This is a genomic window from Pseudomonas sp. SIMBA_067 (genome assembly GCF_046534675.1).
Lineage (GTDB): Bacteria > Pseudomonadota > Gammaproteobacteria > Pseudomonadales > Pseudomonadaceae > Aquipseudomonas > Aquipseudomonas putida.
The window spans coordinates 34,965-52,199 of the sequence record NZ_JAWRYH010000018.1 but is presented as its reverse complement, the minus strand read 5'-3'; the positions used below and the strand labels follow the sequence as shown (position 1 = coordinate 52,199).

At 58.5% G+C, this 17,235-nt stretch carries 15 protein-coding genes and 2 pseudogenes; 12 read left to right on the top strand and 5 right to left on the bottom strand.

The genetic code is table 11. From position 1 onward, the window contains the following. Positions 1-15: 15 nt before the first annotated feature. The 4 genes from SB765_RS26770 (at position 16) to SB765_RS26755 (ending at position 3,935) form a co-directional block, all read left to right on the top strand. Positions 16-1,623, top strand: coding sequence for a tetratricopeptide repeat-containing response regulator (locus SB765_RS26770; protein ID WP_258655237.1), 1,608 nt, complete (start codon positions 16-18; stop codon positions 1,621-1,623). Next, complete coding sequence (locus tag SB765_RS26765) at positions 1,620-2,312, top strand: sensor histidine kinase (protein WP_341797576.1); 693 nt, start codon at positions 1,620-1,622, stop codon at positions 2,310-2,312. The genes SB765_RS26770 and SB765_RS26765 overlap by 4 nt, the downstream gene beginning before the upstream one ends. 146 nt (positions 2,313-2,458) lie before the next feature. Further along, entirely contained in the window at positions 2,459-3,103 is a 645-nt protein-coding gene (locus SB765_RS26760) for an MBL fold metallo-hydrolase (RefSeq protein ID WP_341797577.1), read from the top strand. 109 nt (positions 3,104-3,212) lie between these two features. Further along, positions 3,213-3,935: an OmpA family protein gene (locus SB765_RS26755; RefSeq protein WP_016501466.1), complete on the top strand. Its 723-nt coding sequence runs from the start codon at positions 3,213-3,215 to the stop codon at positions 3,933-3,935. 107 nt (positions 3,936-4,042) lie between these two features. Here the strand turns inward: SB765_RS26755 and pta are convergent, their stop codons facing one another. Both pta and SB765_RS26745 read right to left on the bottom strand, forming a co-directional pair. Then, entirely contained in the window at positions 4,043-6,130 is a 2,088-nt protein-coding gene (pta, locus tag SB765_RS26750) for a phosphate acetyltransferase (protein ID WP_341797578.1), read from the bottom strand. A 31-nt stretch (positions 6,131-6,161) separates the two neighbouring features. Beyond that, complete coding sequence (locus tag SB765_RS26745) at positions 6,162-6,464, bottom strand: DUF3565 domain-containing protein (RefSeq protein WP_341797579.1); 303 nt, start codon at positions 6,462-6,464, stop codon at positions 6,162-6,164. Here SB765_RS26745 and SB765_RS26740 point away from each other — a divergent pair. Both SB765_RS26740 and SB765_RS26735 read left to right on the top strand, forming a co-directional pair. Further along, the gene (locus tag SB765_RS26740) at positions 6,463-6,948 is read left to right on the top strand and encodes a peptidylprolyl isomerase (RefSeq protein ID WP_016501463.1); all 486 of its coding nucleotides are present in this window, start codon (positions 6,463-6,465) and stop codon (positions 6,946-6,948) included. The genes SB765_RS26745 and SB765_RS26740 overlap by 2 nt on opposite strands. A gap of 145 nt (positions 6,949-7,093) precedes the next feature. Then, positions 7,094-7,576 carry a glutathione peroxidase gene (locus SB765_RS26735; protein ID WP_341797580.1) on the top strand — a complete coding sequence of 161 codons (483 nt, stop codon included), beginning with the start codon at positions 7,094-7,096 and terminating at the stop codon, positions 7,574-7,576. 124 nt (positions 7,577-7,700) lie between these two features. Here the strand turns inward: SB765_RS26735 and SB765_RS26730 are convergent, their stop codons facing one another. Beyond that, on the bottom strand, positions 7,701-8,891 hold the full coding sequence (locus SB765_RS26730; RefSeq protein ID WP_410932206.1) for a glycosyltransferase family 4 protein: 1,191 nt from the start codon (positions 8,889-8,891) through the stop codon (positions 7,701-7,703). A 157-nt stretch (positions 8,892-9,048) separates the two neighbouring features. Here SB765_RS26730 and SB765_RS26725 point away from each other — a divergent pair. Beyond that, positions 9,049-9,798, top strand: a pseudogene (locus SB765_RS26725) (PAS domain-containing protein); the annotation flags it as partial. Positions 9,799-9,954: 156 nt separating this feature from the next. Continuing rightward, entirely contained in the window at positions 9,955-10,386 is a 432-nt protein-coding gene (locus SB765_RS26720; protein WP_371321157.1) for a methyl-accepting chemotaxis protein, read from the top strand. A 190-nt stretch (positions 10,387-10,576) separates the two neighbouring features. On the opposite strand, the pseudogene SB765_RS26715 reads toward SB765_RS26720, so the two are convergent. Continuing rightward, positions 10,577-10,771: pseudogene (locus SB765_RS26715) on the bottom strand (EI24 domain-containing protein); the annotation flags it as partial. A 980-nt stretch (positions 10,772-11,751) separates the two neighbouring features. Between SB765_RS26715 and SB765_RS26710 the strand changes: the two are divergent. From SB765_RS26710 to SB765_RS26700, 3 genes are all read left to right on the top strand, one after another. Further along, positions 11,752-12,186: a hypothetical protein gene (locus tag SB765_RS26710; protein WP_302088502.1), complete on the top strand. Its 435-nt coding sequence runs from the start codon at positions 11,752-11,754 to the stop codon at positions 12,184-12,186. 164 nt (positions 12,187-12,350) lie between these two features. After that, positions 12,351-13,238, top strand: coding sequence for a TIR domain-containing protein (locus SB765_RS26705; protein ID WP_410932205.1), 888 nt, complete (start codon positions 12,351-12,353; stop codon positions 13,236-13,238). Positions 13,239-13,549: 311 nt separating this feature from the next. Continuing rightward, positions 13,550-14,674, top strand: coding sequence for an HNH endonuclease (locus tag SB765_RS26700; protein WP_410932204.1), 1,125 nt, complete (start codon positions 13,550-13,552; stop codon positions 14,672-14,674). Between the two features lie 348 nt (positions 14,675-15,022). Here the strand turns inward: SB765_RS26700 and SB765_RS26695 are convergent, their stop codons facing one another. Then, positions 15,023-15,583: a recombinase family protein gene (locus SB765_RS26695; RefSeq protein WP_302088498.1), complete on the bottom strand. Its 561-nt coding sequence runs from the start codon at positions 15,581-15,583 to the stop codon at positions 15,023-15,025. Between the two features lie 614 nt (positions 15,584-16,197). Between SB765_RS26695 and SB765_RS26690 the strand changes: the two genes are divergently transcribed. Then, positions 16,198-16,872, top strand: coding sequence for a hypothetical protein (locus SB765_RS26690; protein WP_302088497.1), 675 nt, complete (start codon positions 16,198-16,200; stop codon positions 16,870-16,872). The last annotated feature ends 363 nt before the right edge of the window (positions 16,873-17,235 follow it).

Below are 17,235 nucleotides of genomic sequence, written 5' to 3'. Positions count from 1 at the left end.
AGGCAGGTCGTGTTGATGCTGCAGTACGGGCAAAAAAGCTTTCTGATCGTCGACGACTTTACCGACTTTCGCACGTCGACCCGTTCCATGCTGCGCGAGTTGGGCGTGCGCGACGTGGACACCGCCGACAGCGGCGAGCAGGCGCTGCGCATGTGCGCGCAGAAGCGCTATGACTTCATCCTGCAGGACTTCCACCTGGGCGACGGCAAGAAGAACGGCCAGCAGGTGCTCGAAGACCTGATCATCGACAAGCACATCAGCCATGAGTGCGTGTTCATCATGGTCACGGCCGAAAGCAGCCAGGCCATTGTCCTCAGCGCCATCGAGCACGAGCCCGATGCCTACCTGACCAAACCGTTCAACCGCGTAGGCCTGGCCCAGCGCGTCGAGAAACTGTTCCAGCGCAAGACGTTGCTAAAGCCGATTTTGCAGGCGCTGGACCGCAATCGCCCGGCCGAAGTGCTGGCCGCCTGTGCCGAGCTGTGCAAGAAAGACCCGCGCCTGGCACCGCTGTGCCTGCGTTATCGGGCCGATGCCCTGCGTAACCTCAACCGCTTCGAGGAACTGGAAAAGTTCCTCAAGGCCATCCTGGCCAGCCGCCCGCAGCCTTGGGTGTACGCCGCGCTGGGCGCCCTGATGCACAAGCGTGGCCAGAATGCCCAGGCCCAGGGTGTGTACGAGCAGGCGCTCAAGGCGTTCCCGATCATGCCCGGCCTGTACGACGGCATGGCCGAGGTGCTGGTGGCCCAGGGCGATACCCGGCGCGCGCAAAACCTGCTTGAAGAAGCCGTGCGGCTGTCGCCACTGTCGGTACGTCGGCAGTCGACGCTGGGCAAGCTGGCGCTGGAAAACGAAGACTTCGAGAGCGCGTCGAAGGCGTTCCGCCATGCGGTGAACCAGGGGCAGAGCTCGCGCTACAAGGATGCTGAAAACAACCTTGGCCTGGTGCAGGCGCTGATGAGCAAGAACGCAGGCTTTGGCCTGGACGCCCGTACCCGGGTCGAAATCAACACCACGCTCAGCGAGGTGGCCAAGGAAAACCCCGAGGACCAAGGCTTGCAGGTACGTGCGCGGATGATGAAGGCCGCCAGCCTGCAACAGGCGGGCGACCCGGAAACGGCCGGCAAGCTGACCGAACAGGCGATCCAGCGCCTGGACAAGATGAACCAGTTCTTCTCGGTCGATTCGGCCCTGACCGTTGCCGCACAGTTGCAGGCAATGGGGCAGGAAGCCGCCGCCCTCGGCGTGCTGAAGAGCTGTGTGGAAAGTTATGGCGATGACCCCAAGGTCATGGAGAAAGTGGGCAAGCTGACGGACGACCCCAGCGTGCTCAACGCCATTACCGAAGCGGTCACCCTCAATCGCCAGGGTGTGCGCAGTTACCAGGGAGGGCAGCTTGGCGAGGCGTTGCAGATGTTCCGCAAGGCGCTGGGTATGCAGCCGAAAAACATCAGCATCGCCCTTAACACCGCCCAGGCGCTGCTGCGCATTGGCGGTGAAAACCCTCAGCCCGCGATCATGCAGGAATGCCAGGACGCCTTGACCAGCGTGGCCGGTATCCCTGCCAGCGACAATCGCTATGACCGTTACCGCAAACTGCACATCCGAGTGTTCGGCGCATGAATCAAGACAATCAGGGGCTGGATTTTTCCACGGTGATCGCCTCCACCGTGCACGACCTCAAAAGCTCTTTGTCAGCGCTGATCCAGTCCCACAGCCAGTGGATGGAGCGCTTGCCCGAAGAGCTGCGTGGTGGTGCCGAGCAGGGAATCATGGAGCACGAGTTTCGCCACCTCAACGGCATGCTGGTGCAGTTGCTGGGCCTGTACAAACTGGGTATCAACCAGTTGCCGGTGTGCCCGGACTACCACGAACTGGACGATTTCATCGAAGCCCAGTTGGCGGCGCATCAGGAAGTGCTCAAGCACAACGACATCCTCGCCACCTGGCGCATCGACACCGACAACCCGCTGGGCTTCTTCGACCGCGAGCTGGTGGCCTCGGTGATTGCAAACGTCATCACCAACGCCACCCGCTTCGCTGGGCACGCCTTGCTGATCACCATCGAAGAAGCCGACAACCAGCTGGCCATTTGTGTAAACGATGACGGCCCGGGTTATCCAAAGCACATGCTCGAGCGCCAGGAGGAATACATCCAGGGCATCGACTCGACCAGCGGCAGCACGGGCCTTGGCCTGTACTTTGCGGCGCGGATCGCGGCACTGCATGAAAGCGGCGGGGTGCGCGGACGGATCGAGATCTCCAATGGCGGGGCGCTTGGGGGCGGGTTGTTCAGGTTGTTCCTGCCTTAAGATATGTGGCGTCCATGAGATCGAGCGCCGCCCGCGCGGCGCTCGATCTCATGGACGCCACACCTCCCAAGGCATGAACCACGTGCGCCCGCCCCATTTTCCTGTCACGCTCTTGAAAGACCCCAGGCTTTGCTTTCGAGCTCATGATGACCCAAACCCCACCTGTCCTCATCCGCGAAACTTTCCCCGTAGGCCCCCTCCAGTGCAACTGCACGCTGATTGGCGACCCGCTGACCAAGAAAGCCATCGTCGTCGACCCAGGCGGTGACCCGGAGAAGATCCTGGCGCGCCTGCAGGCCCACGGCCTGACGCTGGTGAGCATCATCCATACACACGCGCACTTCGATCATTTTCTTGCTTCGGGCAAGCTCAAGGCGCTGACCGGCGCCACCCTGCACCTGCACAAGGACGACCAGGTACTGTGGGACAACCTGGAGATGCAGTGCCAGATGTTCGGCGTTCCCTACACGCCGGTACCGGCACCCGATCGCTGGCTGGGCGATGACGAAGCGCTGGCCTGTGGCTGTGGCGTGGCATTGCATACGCCTGGCCACACCCCGGGGTCGATGAGCTTCTGGTTCGCCGATGCCAAACTGCTGATCGCCGGCGACACCTTGTTCCGCCGTGGCATTGGCCGCACCGATTTGTGGGGGGGTGACCAGCGGGCTATCGTGCGCTCCATCAAGGAGCGGCTGTACCGGCTGGACGAAGAGGCCATTGTGGTGACTGGCCACGGGCCCGATACCCGCCTGGGTGACGAGATGCGAGAAAACCCTTTCGTGCGTGCCTGAGTGCACATGAAGGCACTTTCATTGAATTTTTCATTGCCGATGCAATCCAAGGCTGGCATAGATCCCTTCGTGATCTGCCGCATTTATGAATTTCAGTAGGAGCTTGTCCATGTTCACCATGCGTCGTCTGATTATCGTCGCAACTGCCGCTGCCCTGATGACTGGCTGTGCCGGCCAGAACCCTTATGACAACCAGGGTCAGGCGCAGGGCTCCACGGGGATGAGCAAGACTGCCAAATACGGCGGCTTGGGCGCGCTGGCTGGCGCCATCGCCGGTGCTGCCATCGACCACAACAACCGTGGCAAGGGTGCGCTGATCGGCGCCGCCGCGGTAGGTGCTGCAGCAGCGGGTTATGGCTACTACGCCGACAAGCAAGAGGCCGAACTGCGCGCCCAGATGGCCAACACCGGCGTGGAAGTACAGCGTCAGGGCGACCAGATCAAACTGATCATGCCGGGCAACATCACCTTTGCCACCGACTCGGCCAACATCGCCCCAAGCTTCTACTCGCCGCTGAACAACCTCGCAGGCTCGTTCAAGCAGTTCAACCAGAACACCATTGAAGTGGTCGGGTTCACCGACAGCACCGGCAGCCGCCAGCACAACATGGACCTGTCCCAGCGCCGCGCGCAGGCGGTCAGCACCTACCTGACCTCGCAGGGTGTGGATGCTTCGCGTATCTCGGTGCGTGGCATGGGCCCGGACCAGCCGATCGCCAGCAACGCCGACGCCAATGGCCGGGCGCAGAACCGCCGGGTGGAAGTGAACCTGAAGCCGATTCCGGGCCAGCAGTATGACCAGCAACAAGGCCAGGTTCAGCAATATCCCTGATTGATGCCCGGGCCCGCTTTGCGGCCCAAGGCCGCTCCCACAGGCATTATACGATCCCTGTAGGAGCGGCCTTGTGCCGCGAATGGGCTGCAAAGCAGCCCCAGCTTTTAGCGCACCACGCTGGCCTGAATCGCCGTCAGGGCAATGGTATGCACGATATCGTCAACCTGAGCCCCGCGTGGCAAGTCGTTCACCGGCTTGCGCAACCCCTGCAGCATCGGCCCCAGGCTGACCCCGTCGGCACTGCGTTGCACCGCTTTGTGCGTGGTATTGCCGGTATTGAGGTCAGGGAACACGAACACCGTGGCACGCCCGGCCACCGGGCTATCCGGCGCCAGTTCCCGTGCAATCGCCGGGTTGGCCGCCGCGTCATACTGCAGCGGCCCGTCAATCAGCAGCTGCTGCGCTGCACCCTGTGCCAGGCGTGTCGCCTCGCGCACTTTCCCGACCTCTTCATCACTGGCCGAATCGCTTGAATAACTGATCATCGCCACCCGCGGCGCGATGCCGAAGGCCTGCGCCGACTCGGCACTCTGCCGGGCGATCTCCGCCAGTTCGGCAGCGCTCGGGTGTGGGTTCATCACGCAGTCGCCGTACACCAGCACCTGCTCGGGGAACAGCATGAAGAACACTGACGACACCAGGCTGGAGCCCGGCGCGGTCTTGATCAACTGCAGGGCCGGGCGGATGGTGTTGGCGGTGGAGTGCACCAGGCCCGATACCAGGCCGTCCACTTCGTCCAGGGCCAGCATCATGGTGCCGATCACCACCGGGTCTTCCAGTTGCTGCTCGGCCATTGGTGCGTTGAGGTTCTTGCTCTTGCGCAGCGCGACCATCGGCTCCACGTAGCGCCCGCGAATCAGCTCGGGGTCGAGGATTTCCAGGCCAGGCGGCAGGGTAATGCCTTGGGCGCGTGCCACCGCCTCGACATCTTCGGGCTTGGCCAGCAGCACGCAGCGAGCGATGCCGCGCGCCTGGCAGATGGCTGCGGCCTGCACCAGCAACGGCTCGGCACCCTCTGGCAGGACGATGCGCTTGTTGGCCTGCTGCGCCCGCTGAATCAGCTGGTAGCGGAACACCGCTGGCGACAGGCGCATCTCGCGCGGGGTGCCGCAGCGTTGGTGCAACCAGGCCGCATCGAGGTGGCTGGCGACGAAGTCGGTGATGAACTCGGCGCGCTCGCGGTCGTCGACCGGGATTTCGCGGTTCAGCGAATTGAGCTGGTTGGCGGTGTCGTACGAGCCAGTGCTGACCGACAGGATCGGCAGGCCGGCCTGCAGCGCGCCGCGGCACAGGCCGAGGATGCGCGTGTCCGGCTTGCTGTCGCTGGTCAGCAGCAGCCCGGCCAGCGGTACGCCATTGATGGCGGCCAGGCTGACAGCGAGGATGATGTCGTCGCGATCGCCCGGGGTGACCACCAGGGTACCCGACGTCAGCAGCGGCACCGTGTTGGCCACGGTGCGTGCGCAGATGATGATCTTGCTCATGCGCCGCTGCTCGTAGTCGCCGGCGTTGAGCACCTGGGCGCCGAGCAGCTCGGCCACGTCGCGGGTGCGTGGGGCGTTCAGCTCGGGCTGGTAGGGGATGCAGCCGAGCAGGCGGAAGTCGTTGCCGCGTAGCAGGGGCGAGTGCTCGCGCAGGCGGGTGGCGAAATCCGCCATGCTTTCGTCGGTGCGCACCTTGTTGAGGATTACCCCGAGTACCTTCGGGTCGCGTGGGCCGCCGAACAGCTGGGCCTGCAGTTCAACCCGGCCGGACAATTCGCTGAGCACTTCGTTTTCCGGGGCCGATACCAGGATCACTTCGGCATCCAGGCTCTTGGCCAGGTGCAGGTTGACCCGAGCCGCGTAGCTGGCGTGGCGCGTGGGCACCATGCCCTCGACCACCACCACGTCATTGCCGACGCAGGCTTGCTGGTAGAGGCGGATGATTTCTTCGAGCAATTCGTCCAGCTGGCCGTCGCCGAGCATGCGCTCGACCTGGGCCAGGCTCAGTGGCACGGGAGGCTTGATGCCGTGGGTGCGCGCCACCAGTTCTGTCGAGCGTTCAGGGCCGGTGTCACCCGGGTGGGGTTGGGCAATCGGCTTGAAAAAACCGACCTTCAGGCCGGCGCGCTCCAGGGTGCGCACCAGGCCGAGGCTGATGGAGGTCAGGCCGACACCGAAGTCGGTCGGCGCAATGAAAAATGTCTGCATGCGTGCTTCTCGAAATAAGCGGTGCAAGAAATTAACGGCCAAGGGTAGCGCTATCGACCCCTTGCGCGCACCAGCCGCACGTAAAAGGCTGGCCGATGCGCTGCGCGCGTTGCGCCGGGTCGAGCACCCAGGGGCGTGCCTGCCACGGCGGTTGGTGGCGCAGGTGCTGGGTATGGCCGCAAGACAGCTCGGCCACCCAGTGGCCTTCTTCGTCCTGATGGAAGCCGGTGATCCGACTGATGGGCCGCTGCTCGTCCGCAGTGCGTTCGCAATCGGACGATGGCTTGGTTACACTTGTCCGCTCTACATACTTTTGCAAAAGGTCTTGCCCCATGCTGATCGCCGCCAACAAGGCTGTCTCCATCGACTATACCCTGACCAACGACGCCGGGGAGACCATCGACAGCTCCGCCGGTGGCGCGCCGCTGGTCTACCTGCACGGTGCCGGCAACATCATCCCGGGCCTGGAAAAAGCCCTGGAAGGCAAACAGGCCGGTGACGAGCTGAACGTTTCCATCGAGCCGGAAGACGCCTACGGCGAATACCTGGCCGAGCTGGTCAGCACCCTGAACCGCAGCCTGTTCGAAGGCGTTGACGAGCTGGAAGTAGGCATGCAGTTCCACGCTTCGGCACCGGACGGCCAGATGCAGATCGTCACTATCCGCGACCTCGACGGCGACGACGTCACCGTTGACGGCAACCACCCGCTGGCCGGCCAGCGCCTGACCTTCCAGGTCAAGGTAGTCGACGTGCGTGACGCCAGCGAAGAAGAAATCGCTCACCGCCACATCCACGGTGAAGGTGGCCATCACCACTGATTTTCTGCGCTAAGCTCAGAAAGTCGCCAGGCGCTCGGGCAAGCCGATTTGCCTTCCTACGGGAGGTGGACGGTTTGGACGGGCGCCTTTTTATTGGGCGGAATTCGCCCGCGCGGCAACCGGGAACCTGAGAGGGGATGTCATCATGAGTGCATTTCACGACCTGAAACTGGACGCGCTGAACGGCGGGGAGCTGCCCCTCGCACCGTTCAAGGGCCAAGTGGTGCTGGTGGTCAACGTTGCCTCCAAATGTGGTCTCACGCCGCAATACAAGGCTCTGGAAAACCTCTACCAGGTTTACAAGGCCAAGGGCTTCAACGTGCTTGGCCTGCCATGCAACCAGTTTGCCGGGCAGGAGCCGGGCAGCGAAAAGGAAATTCAGGAATTCTGCAGCCTCAACTACGGGGTGAGCTTCCCGCTGGGGGGCAAGCTGGAAGTCAACGGGCCGCAACGCCATTCGTTGTATCGCCTGCTGGCGGGCGAAGGGGCTGAGTTCCCTGGCGACATCAGCTGGAACTTCGAGAAGTTTCTGGTTGGCAAGGACGGGCGGGTGCTGGCGCGCTTCTCGCCGCGCACGGCGCCGGATGACCCGGCGGTGGTGCAGGCAATCGAAAAAGCACTGGCCTGAAAGTCTTGCGCGGTCCCTGTAGGAGCGGCCTTGTGCCGCGAATGGGCCGCAACGCGGCCCCTCGATGGCTTTGACATCGAGATCCGGGGCCGCTATGCGGCCCATTCGCGGCACAAGGCCGCTCCTACACAGATCGCGTAGCACCCAGCCGCGAAGCGGGTGAGGCTGCAGCCTGGTTCCGGGCCGCATCGAGATACCCCTCAAACTGCTCGACAATCGCCGGCCAGCCCTGGCGGCTGGCATGCTGCCGCGCATTCAGGCGCACACGGCGCAAGGTTTCCTCTTCCTCCAGCAGCCAGCAAGCCGCATCGACAAACGCCGCCTGGTCCCCCGGCATGGCCAGCGCCCCGCTGTGGCCATGGCGAATATGCTGCGCAGCCGCCGCCTCGTCATAGGCAACCACCGCCAACCCCGAAGCCATGGCTTCGAGCACCACATTGCCAAACGTTTCGGTCAGGCTCGGGAACAGGAACAGGTCACCGCTGGCGTAATGCTCGGCCAGCACCTCGCCGCGCTGGGCGCCGCAGAACATGGCATCCGGCATCTGCTGCTGGAGGGCGGCGCGCTGCGGGCCGTCACCCACCATGATCAGGCGCAGGCGCTTCTGTGGATAAGTCGTCTGCAGTGCCTCAAGGCAAGGCCGCAGCAAGCCAAGGTTCTTTTCCACCGCCAGCCGCCCGACATGCAGCACGGCGAGATCGTCCGGGCCCAGCCCCCAGCTTTCGCGCAACGCCTGGCTTCGCCGGGCCGGGTTGAACAGGCACGCATCGACACCCCGAGCGAGCAGTTCCAGGCGCTCGAAACCACGGCGCTCAAGCTCCAGGCGCTGGCTGACACTGGGCACCAGGGTGATTGCCGTGCGCCGATGGAACCAGCGCAGGTAGTGGGTGAGCAAGCGTGCCAGCAAACCCAGGCCGTACTGGCCGGAGTACTGCGGGAAGTTGGTGTGGAAGCCGCTGACGACCGCGATTCCCAGGCGCCTGGCCGCGCGCAGTGCGCTGAGCCCCAGCGGCCCCTCGGTGGCGATGTACAGCACATCCGGGCGCTGCCGCCGCCAGCGGCGCAACAACTTGTGCATCGACACCTCGCCCCACTGCAAACCGGGGTAACCAGGCAGCGCCCAGCCACGGCAGAGCATCAGGTACGGGTCGTTGTGCACGGGGGCTTCGCCGGCTTGGCGCGGGCGCACCACCTCCACCTCATGGCCGCGCTGAAGCAGCCCTTCGCCAAGGCGGCCAAGGGTGTTGGCCACGCCGTTGATTTCGGGTGGGAAGGTTTCGCTGACCAAGGTAATGCGTATGGCGGGTGTATTCATGACAAAAAGTTTCCGCCTGCCGGGTTGCGCCAATGTGACTGCAATGTGACGTACAGATGACGCCTGACCGCTGACGCTTTTGCCTTTATGAATATTTCGTTGCGCGGTGCTCAAGAAGGTGCAACCGGCAGCCGATGAAGATGCATTCGACTAGGTGATGCGCTCCAGGAGTGCGGTGATGTTCAACAGCAAGCTCAAGCAAGAAATCCGGCAGCTGCGCGAAGATCTGATGTCCGTGGAACAGGTCAAGAGTAGTCTCGACAGCGAGATGCTGGTACTTCAACTCGACCCACAGGGACGGATCGAGATGGTCAACGGCAACTTCGAGAGCGAAATGCTCTACCGTTCCGATCAATTGCTTGGGCGCAACATCGAGGACATCGTCCCAGCCCATGTGAAGTCGCTGGATTTCTACCAACGCATGAAGAGCGCGATCAGCCGTGGCGAGCATTTGAACGGCGCCTTCCGTCTGCTGCGTGGCAACGGCCAGGAAGCCTGGCTGCGGTCGATCCTGCAGCCGGTAAAGAACAGCGAGGGGCGCATCAAGTACTTCACGCTGCACTCCAGCGACCTGACCCGCACCATTGAGACGTCTCGTGAGCACGAAAGCCTGATCAAGGCGCTGATGCGCTCTACTGCAGTGATCGAGTTCGACCTCGACGGCACCATCCTCACTGCCAACGAGCGTTTCCTGGCCACAGTCGGTTATCGCCTTGAGCAGATTCGCGGCAAGCACCACCGTATGTTCTGCGAGCCGGAGGAGGTTCACTCGGCCGGCTATCAGGCGTTCTGGGACAAGCTGCGCCGGGGTGAATACGTTGCCGAACGTTTCAAGCGTATCGATGCCCATGGCCGGGTAATCTGGCTGGAGGCTTCGTACAACCCGATCTTCGATGCCCACGATGTGCTGTACAAGGTGGTCAAGTTCGCCACTGTGATCACCGACCAGGTCAACCAGGAGCAGGCCGTGGCCCAGGCGGCAGATGTCGCCTATAGCACCTCGCTGGGTACCGATGTCAGCGCGCGCAAGGCCACCGAGGTGGTCACCCAGACCGTCAGTGTGATGCGCGGCCTTGAGGCCTCGATGCAAGAGGCGGCGGAGGGCATCCAGGCGCTGGACACCCAGTCACGGGTGATCGGGTCGATCATCAAGACCATCAGCGACATTGCCGGGCAGACCAACCTGCTGGCCCTTAACGCGGCCATTGAAGCGGCCCGCGCGGGCGAGCAAGGGCGAGGTTTTGCCGTGGTTGCCGACGAAGTGCGCCAGCTGGCTTCGCGCACCAGCACCGCTACCGAGGAAATTGCCCGGGTAGTAAAGCAGAACGAGCAACTGGCGCAGGCGGCGGTGGAGATCATCGACACCAGCAAGCGCCAGGCCGAGCAGGGACTGGCGCTGGCCGATGAGACGGGCAACGTGATTGTCGAGATCCAGGACGGGGCGAAGCGGGTGGTGGATGTGGTGGGGCAGTTTTCCAGCCGGTTGGGGCAGTAGAGCCCCAAGCAGATTTGGTCTGCCTTTTGGTGGACCCAATGTCTTTCACCATCACTCAGGCTGCCGCCTCATCTTGTAGGAGCAGCCTTGTGCTGCGAAGAGGCCGGTAAGGCTGAAGATTATCTTCGGCTGCAATGGCCTCTTCGCAGCACAAGGCTGCTCCTACAGGGGGGCGGGTACACCTCGGCAGTCAGTTACGCTCCCGCACCCAGAACAATGTAGCCCCGGCCACCGCCGCCGGCATCATCAGCACGTTCACCCCTGGGATCATCAGTGCCAGGTAGGTGATGCCGCCAAAGCCCAGCGACTGCCAGCGCTTGCTGCGCAGCCAGGCCAGCATGTCCTGCCAGCTCATCTTGTTGTTGTCCGCCGGGTAGTCGATGTACAGCAAAAGCCAAGCAAATCGTCTGGAAACCACGTAATTCACCGCCCTTTCCCAAGGGAGTGAATAGGAAATGTATCAGCTAAGTGGATGTTCTGAGAAGGCTATAGGACTCTCTGGTAGGCGCTCTTGCACCGTTCTTAGGGGGCAGCAGTTCTGGCTCATGCCTTCGCACGGCTACTCAATGAGTTCTTCAGGGGGGCGCAACCGGCTTGTGATGGTTTGAGAGGTGGGAGAGGGCAGTCGAGATGAGTCGTTTAGCAAGCGGATATTGGAGGTGGCTGGTGGGGCTATCTCAATTACGCAAGTCCTTGAATTATAGAAGATTTCTCGCTCTTAATTATCGAAATGGACCAGTGCCGTAGTGAACCTGAGTGGTGCGCCATGAGCGGCGTATTAGCTTTCCTACCTGCTCGACGCCACCGCGATGTGGGGTGTTGGCATGAGTACGATACAGGCCTCCCGAATCAATGGTTTATGGTGGTGGCACGATGATGTCGGGTGCCATAGAATCAGCTGCCTGTTAAGGTCCACCAAGGAAGAATGTATGGCAGTTAACTCGTTCCGCCCGCGTAAATTCGAAGACCATGAAATTGTCGACTCTGAAGGTAAGGTTGTAGGCCATATTCGAGTCAAGCCTAGCGGTGTGCTTTGGTCGCCCAAGAATGGCAAAGGGTGGCTGGGAGTATCGCTTGCCGATTTCGCAGCATTCATGGAAGCTAAGGGCGATAAGCAGACTAAGTAGCGCTGGAACTAAGGCTCCTGGCTGCGTTTACCTGTTGTCAGGGTCGGCACTGGACTTGTGCCGTTCGAGATCTTGAAGGGTAGCAGTGCATGGTTACCCTTAAGAGATTGTAGGCCATCCCAGCATGCTCCTGTTGCGCTTAGTCGATTCTGTTGAATCTTTGTCTAACAAGACGCAGCTAGCGGTACTCTGCTGTTCTGGGTGCTCTAGCTTCTGTGTCTGATTGTGAAGGATGCTTATGGCTAGCGATAATGAGCGCGCAGATCAGCTTGGGATGATGCAAATCGACGCGTCTAACAAGCTCGATCAATTTATCCTCGGCGCCACACTTGCTATATGTGCGTACCTTGCACAGACTAATCCATACGCACCACTCGGGCTGAACGAGGAAACAATGTTACTCGTCAGCCTGCTTACATTTGCAAGTAGTGCAGCCTTCGGCTTCTGGAGAATTGAAGCCAAGATTGCGGTGATGTTCGCTAACGCCCAGGCTTTGGATGCGGATGAGTCTGAGGATATTGAGGCTCATCGCTCGGTCGGCTTAAGTTTTATTCGTAAGTCGGTGTTGCATTATCACTGGCGCAATATATTGCTTATTGCTGGGCTCGCAAGCTATGTTGGTACTAAGGTCTGGGCTAGCTACCAGTCAGCCGGCTGGATACCTGTGTATTAAATTAACCAGGGGGCAATCTTGGAATGGTTGATATTCAGGGTGATATTTGAATTTTGATTGTAGCGGAAGTTATAGTGTCATCGAATATACTTCTGTTGTTAGGCCAAACGCTTCGCCCTCTCATGTGGCGGATTTGGTACTTCACGATGGCAGAGGAAGCGTGAATGACTGATGTAGAAGTTGCTCCCCAAGTATTTATATCCTATTCATGGGAAAGTGACACTCATAAAGAGTGGGTGCGCGGGTTGGCTGAAAGGCTGACCATGAATGGTGTGAATGTAAGGCTAGACCAATGGCATATATCCCCTGGGCAAAGCCTGACTCAGTTTATGGAAGTGGAGGCGCAGGGTTGTGACTTCGCTTTAGTTATTTGCACTAAGGATTACAGCAGGAAGTCTTTACTGCGGGCTGGTGGAGTGGGGTATGAGCAGCAGATAATCACAGGGCGTATTGCTGCAGGTCTGGAGCGAGAGCGATTCATTCCTATTATCCGAGATGGTGAGTTTACACCAGGTTCTGATTGCTCAGTCCCTCCCCAGTTTTCAGGAATCTACGCCATCGACATGCGAGATGACGGTGTGCAAGATCAGCGGATTGAAGATCTACTGCGTGCGATATTTAAAGAGCCGGCTTTAAAACCACCTCCAATTGGGCTTCGTCCATCGTTTGCAGCAGTTTCAACTGTTGTAAGTAATACGTTGCCTGTGCACCGGTTGGCCGTATTAGATATGGAGGGATGGCATCTATTGAGTGGAGCCGCGAGTAGTGAGCGCTCCCCCAAGACATTTATTATTCCGGAAGTATCGGAGAGGTATAACTTAAAATTGGGCGATGCCGTCAAGCTTCAGTTTGAGTTCTCTCTTCTCGATGAGAATGAAGATGATGATCTATTCTGTGAGCGGATGTGGGTTGAGGTTACAGGTTACTCTGGCCCATATATATTGGGTAGGCTTGTAAATCAACCTGTTTGTTCGGATGAGCAGAATGATCTTCGGCATGGGGATCAAGTGGTATTCCTGCCGGAGCATGTCATAGACATAACAAGGGACTGACTGGTTCCTCTCCTCCCTCAGTAATGCTTGTTGCGGAGGCATAATGAAGGGGGCGAGGAATTAAACTGATGCGCATGGATCATGTGAGCGGAGGATTTAGCCCTTTATTCAGTCCTCCCTTGGCGTTATTCAGAGTCTTTGGTACTGGTCAATCTACTTGCGTGCGGGGTTTGGCTCTAACTGTTGTATGACAGGTTGAGGCCGAGTTGGGATTTTGTTGGTGATGGTCGGCACTTGGTGCTACTAGAGTGGAATCGTCGCGAGGACGTAGAGATGGAGTTCGTAGGGCGAGCAATTGAAGGGAGTAGTTTATGTCAATGACTGCTGCGGAAGACGAAGTATTTACTGCCTTCTTGCGAGATAAGGCCGCAGAAGCTTATCAGGCTGTTAAGTACAAGCCTAATGACTTTTTGAAAATGCTCGGTTCGATAGGGGGCTATAGGACAGCAATATCACTGCTCTCCAAAGGCACGCTGTCTGAGGGTTTCAAAAGGCTTTGGATTGAGGGTAGGCTTGATCTTTCAATCGAGGCAGTTATTCTTGAGAGTCAATGGGCTAAATTCTTTGATCAGCAACTGCTCTCTCGTGCAGAGGACCGGCTTGTCAAGGCTGAGTACAGAGTCGTTGGCCAAGGCTTGGGAGCCGGTGTTTGCTCGGTGGCCGATTCCACTCAAGAAGTTAGCTCATTGAAGTTGTTGTTCAGTGTGGGGCAAAAGTATTCAAGATCGGACATCTTTACGGTGCTCGGGTTGGATCCTCATCCATCTGGGGGTGACTGGTTCACTGGTTACGTTCAGCATGCCGGGAACTATTTTGTATTCTGTAACGTAGGTAGTGTTGGAAGGACTGGGCATGACTATGATAACCATTTCATTGGTGATCAATTAGTCTGGTATGGCAAGGGTGGTTCAAAGTTAGAGCATCCCTCTATCAAGCGGCTTCTCAGTCGGCAAGGGCAGGTCTTCATATTCTACCGTTCAAATAATCAGGATCCTTTTATATTTGCTGGTGCAGCAATAGCATCGGATAGATTTGATTCAAGTCCTGTGAAAGTGGTGTGGAGTTTCAATTCTAATTTGTCTAGGGGTAGTGGGCAGATCGCAGGTTACACCACTGTGGTAGAGGGTGCGGTTTCAACTAAGTCAGTAAAAGTGTATGAGAGGGATCGAGGGGCTCGATTAAGGTGTGTAAATCATTGGGGCTGGCGATGCTTTGTATGCGGCTTTGACTTTGAAAGGGTTTATGGAGGGCTTGGGAAGGACTTCATACATGTTCATCATCTGAAACCCTTATCGGAGATCGGCGGAGAGTACCATCTGGACCCAGAGCAGGATCTGCGTCCGGTTTGCCCTAATTGTCACGCGATGCTTCATCGCTCAGTACCAGCGCTTACAATCGAGGAGCTTCAGCATCAGATGCATCTTGCTTCTTTATAGTGTAACGGTTCATCTGGCGGCCGGTGTTAAGAGCCTTGGCTATATGCTATCGCCACTAGTGGCGCTAATTTCAAAATATGGCAGACGCAGTAATTTGTTATGGTCGCAGCCGTTCTATCGCTGAAGCTATTGCTTCCGAATTAGTGTCCAGCGCGTCTAGCGTCGCCATCACGTTATGGTGGACGTTCACGCTGCCCCGCTGTCGTATCCAGGTACTGACTTCCTCCACTGAAGCCCTTAGAGCGATATGATTCAGATGCAGCAGCTCCAGGGTGTCGGCTAGGGCGGCCGCTTTATCATCATCCATAATCTCATCTCAACAATTGTAGTGGCTTGGATTAAGTGAAGTCAGGTACTAGCCTTCATCGCACGCTGGATGGTGCTCAGACTTACACGTAATTGCTCAGCAGCCTGACGGAATGACAAGCCCTTGGTTACGCCGTCACCAGCGATAGCTGCTCGTATAGCTGCATCATCCACTGTCTTAGTACGGCCTTTGTAGGCGCCTCGTTGCTTGGCCTTTGCGATGCCTTCTCGCTGGCGGTCCTTTATCATAGCTCGCTCAAATTGGGCCACAGCACCCATCATAGACAGCATTAGGTGCTGAGTAGGATTGTCTTCGCCAGTGAACTCAAGCTGTTCCTTGTTGAAGCGGATGTGTACGCCCCGCTTGGTCAGGTCTTCCACTAGCTTCAGCAGGTCCGCTAAGGAGCGAGCCAAGCGGTCGATACTGTGGACAAGGATTAAATCACCCTCCCGGACGTACTCCAGCATTGCTTGAAGCTGGGGTCGATCAGTGGTAGCACCGCTAAGCTTCTCTGTGAACACCTTGTCCAAGGCAACGCCGTCAAGCTGACGATCTAGATTCTGATCTACCGAACTAACGCGAATGTAACCAACTCGTGCCATATCCCTGCCTCTGTATTCATTTGGCTCTAGAGGCTTGGAGTGTGGCTGTATTCATTGCTAAAATCAAGTCTAATGAATACGGGTTCCGGCCGTTGGCTGTATTCATGAACTTGTGGTCGCTCAGGTAGAGGCTAATGACTACAGGATCATGAACAGGGGAGAGCTAAACTTTGCTGGCTCGCAGTGATGGATCGTTGGTTGCCAACGAAGTAGGATCCGTCGTAACGAGGTAGGCTTGCGCTGTCGAACAGAAAGGAACTGATGATGAGTGATTGGGAAGACCTTTGCGAAACGTTACAGATTGATCCTCAAGATCCGGATGGCCTGGAGGACCTTCTCGACCGTGAATCGAGAGAGGAGCGCGTAAGGTCTTCAGAAGACGGATTACTCGGTCTCAGGGCTCGGCTGAAGGTTCACGCAGATCCATCTTGCTTGCGGTGTGGGGGCGAAGGTTACCTCAGTAGATACAAGGATATTGAAAGGGGGCGGTGCTTCCTATGCCTTCCTGATTCGACTTGGGAAAGCGTGGTGCAGGGTGGCTGAGATGGATCTATCGTCGCTTCCGCTGTGATCCATGTAGAGTCGGCTGATTACGTCTATCAGGAACGTGCCTAATGCTCATTCATGCGTTCGACCCAACTGATTTCATGGTCTGCCATAACTTGGCACTCCAGCCGCTGATAATGTCACCGAGCTGCATTGCGTCAGTCGATCAGGGCGTACACGCGATGCATACGCGGGTCGAGGACCTGAGTCTGGATGCCGTTCGTGAAGGGCAATTCCGCTCAGCGCTCACTCCACGCGCACGTGTGTTCATGCTTGGCTTCATGCTTAGTAAGAGAATGACGATCACCGATGGATACGGCTCGCAACTAGGGTGGGGTGACGAAGACCGCTTCATTAGAATCTACGAAGTGGAGCTTCAGATGGAGGAAGTACGGCGGCGAGTCGCCCCAGCCGCTCCATCTAGGCTTGGCTGCATCTGGGTGGCTGAAGAGGGCGCTGCGTCCCGTGAAATGCTGGGGGTGATGTTTGGAACAGCTCGACACATCGTCTCAGTGGGCATCGTTCACTCTATTAACTCACTGAGAGCTGATGCGAGCCTTTACGACCGATTCGCTGAAACAGGTGACCTGGGCGCTGCGGAACTTTACTGGCAGGGACACGAGCTTGATGGGCGCTGGGAGATCCTGTTAGACGGGGCTATCCACGTCACCAAAGATGATGAGCTTCAAATGCTACTACAGGATTGCCGAGACGTAGGGCACTGCTTGCCATCACCTGCGTGAGGCATTCACTGATCGACTGGGGGGGTAGAGCAGAGCCATCATCATTGGCCGATTGGAACCTCCTTCCCGATATCTCCGTGAGAGCCCCGATTGCTGGTTCTATCGCTTAGCTTGAGTCTAGAAGCCTCTTGGATAGCTGCATTACACGTACCGCCTGATCAGGGTGCCCGTTCTGCGTAAGCAGCAGCGCCAGGGCATGAAGGGCCTCGCACATGGCCATTTGATTACCCCAGAGGCGTGTCACCACTGTGGTGATGCATACTTCTTGTTCCGACATGACGCTTACCTCCCTGCTCTCCGCTCATTACCGCAGCGTAATAGCCCTGCTGGCTTCATAGATAGTGCCCCTCTAGGCTCCTTCGC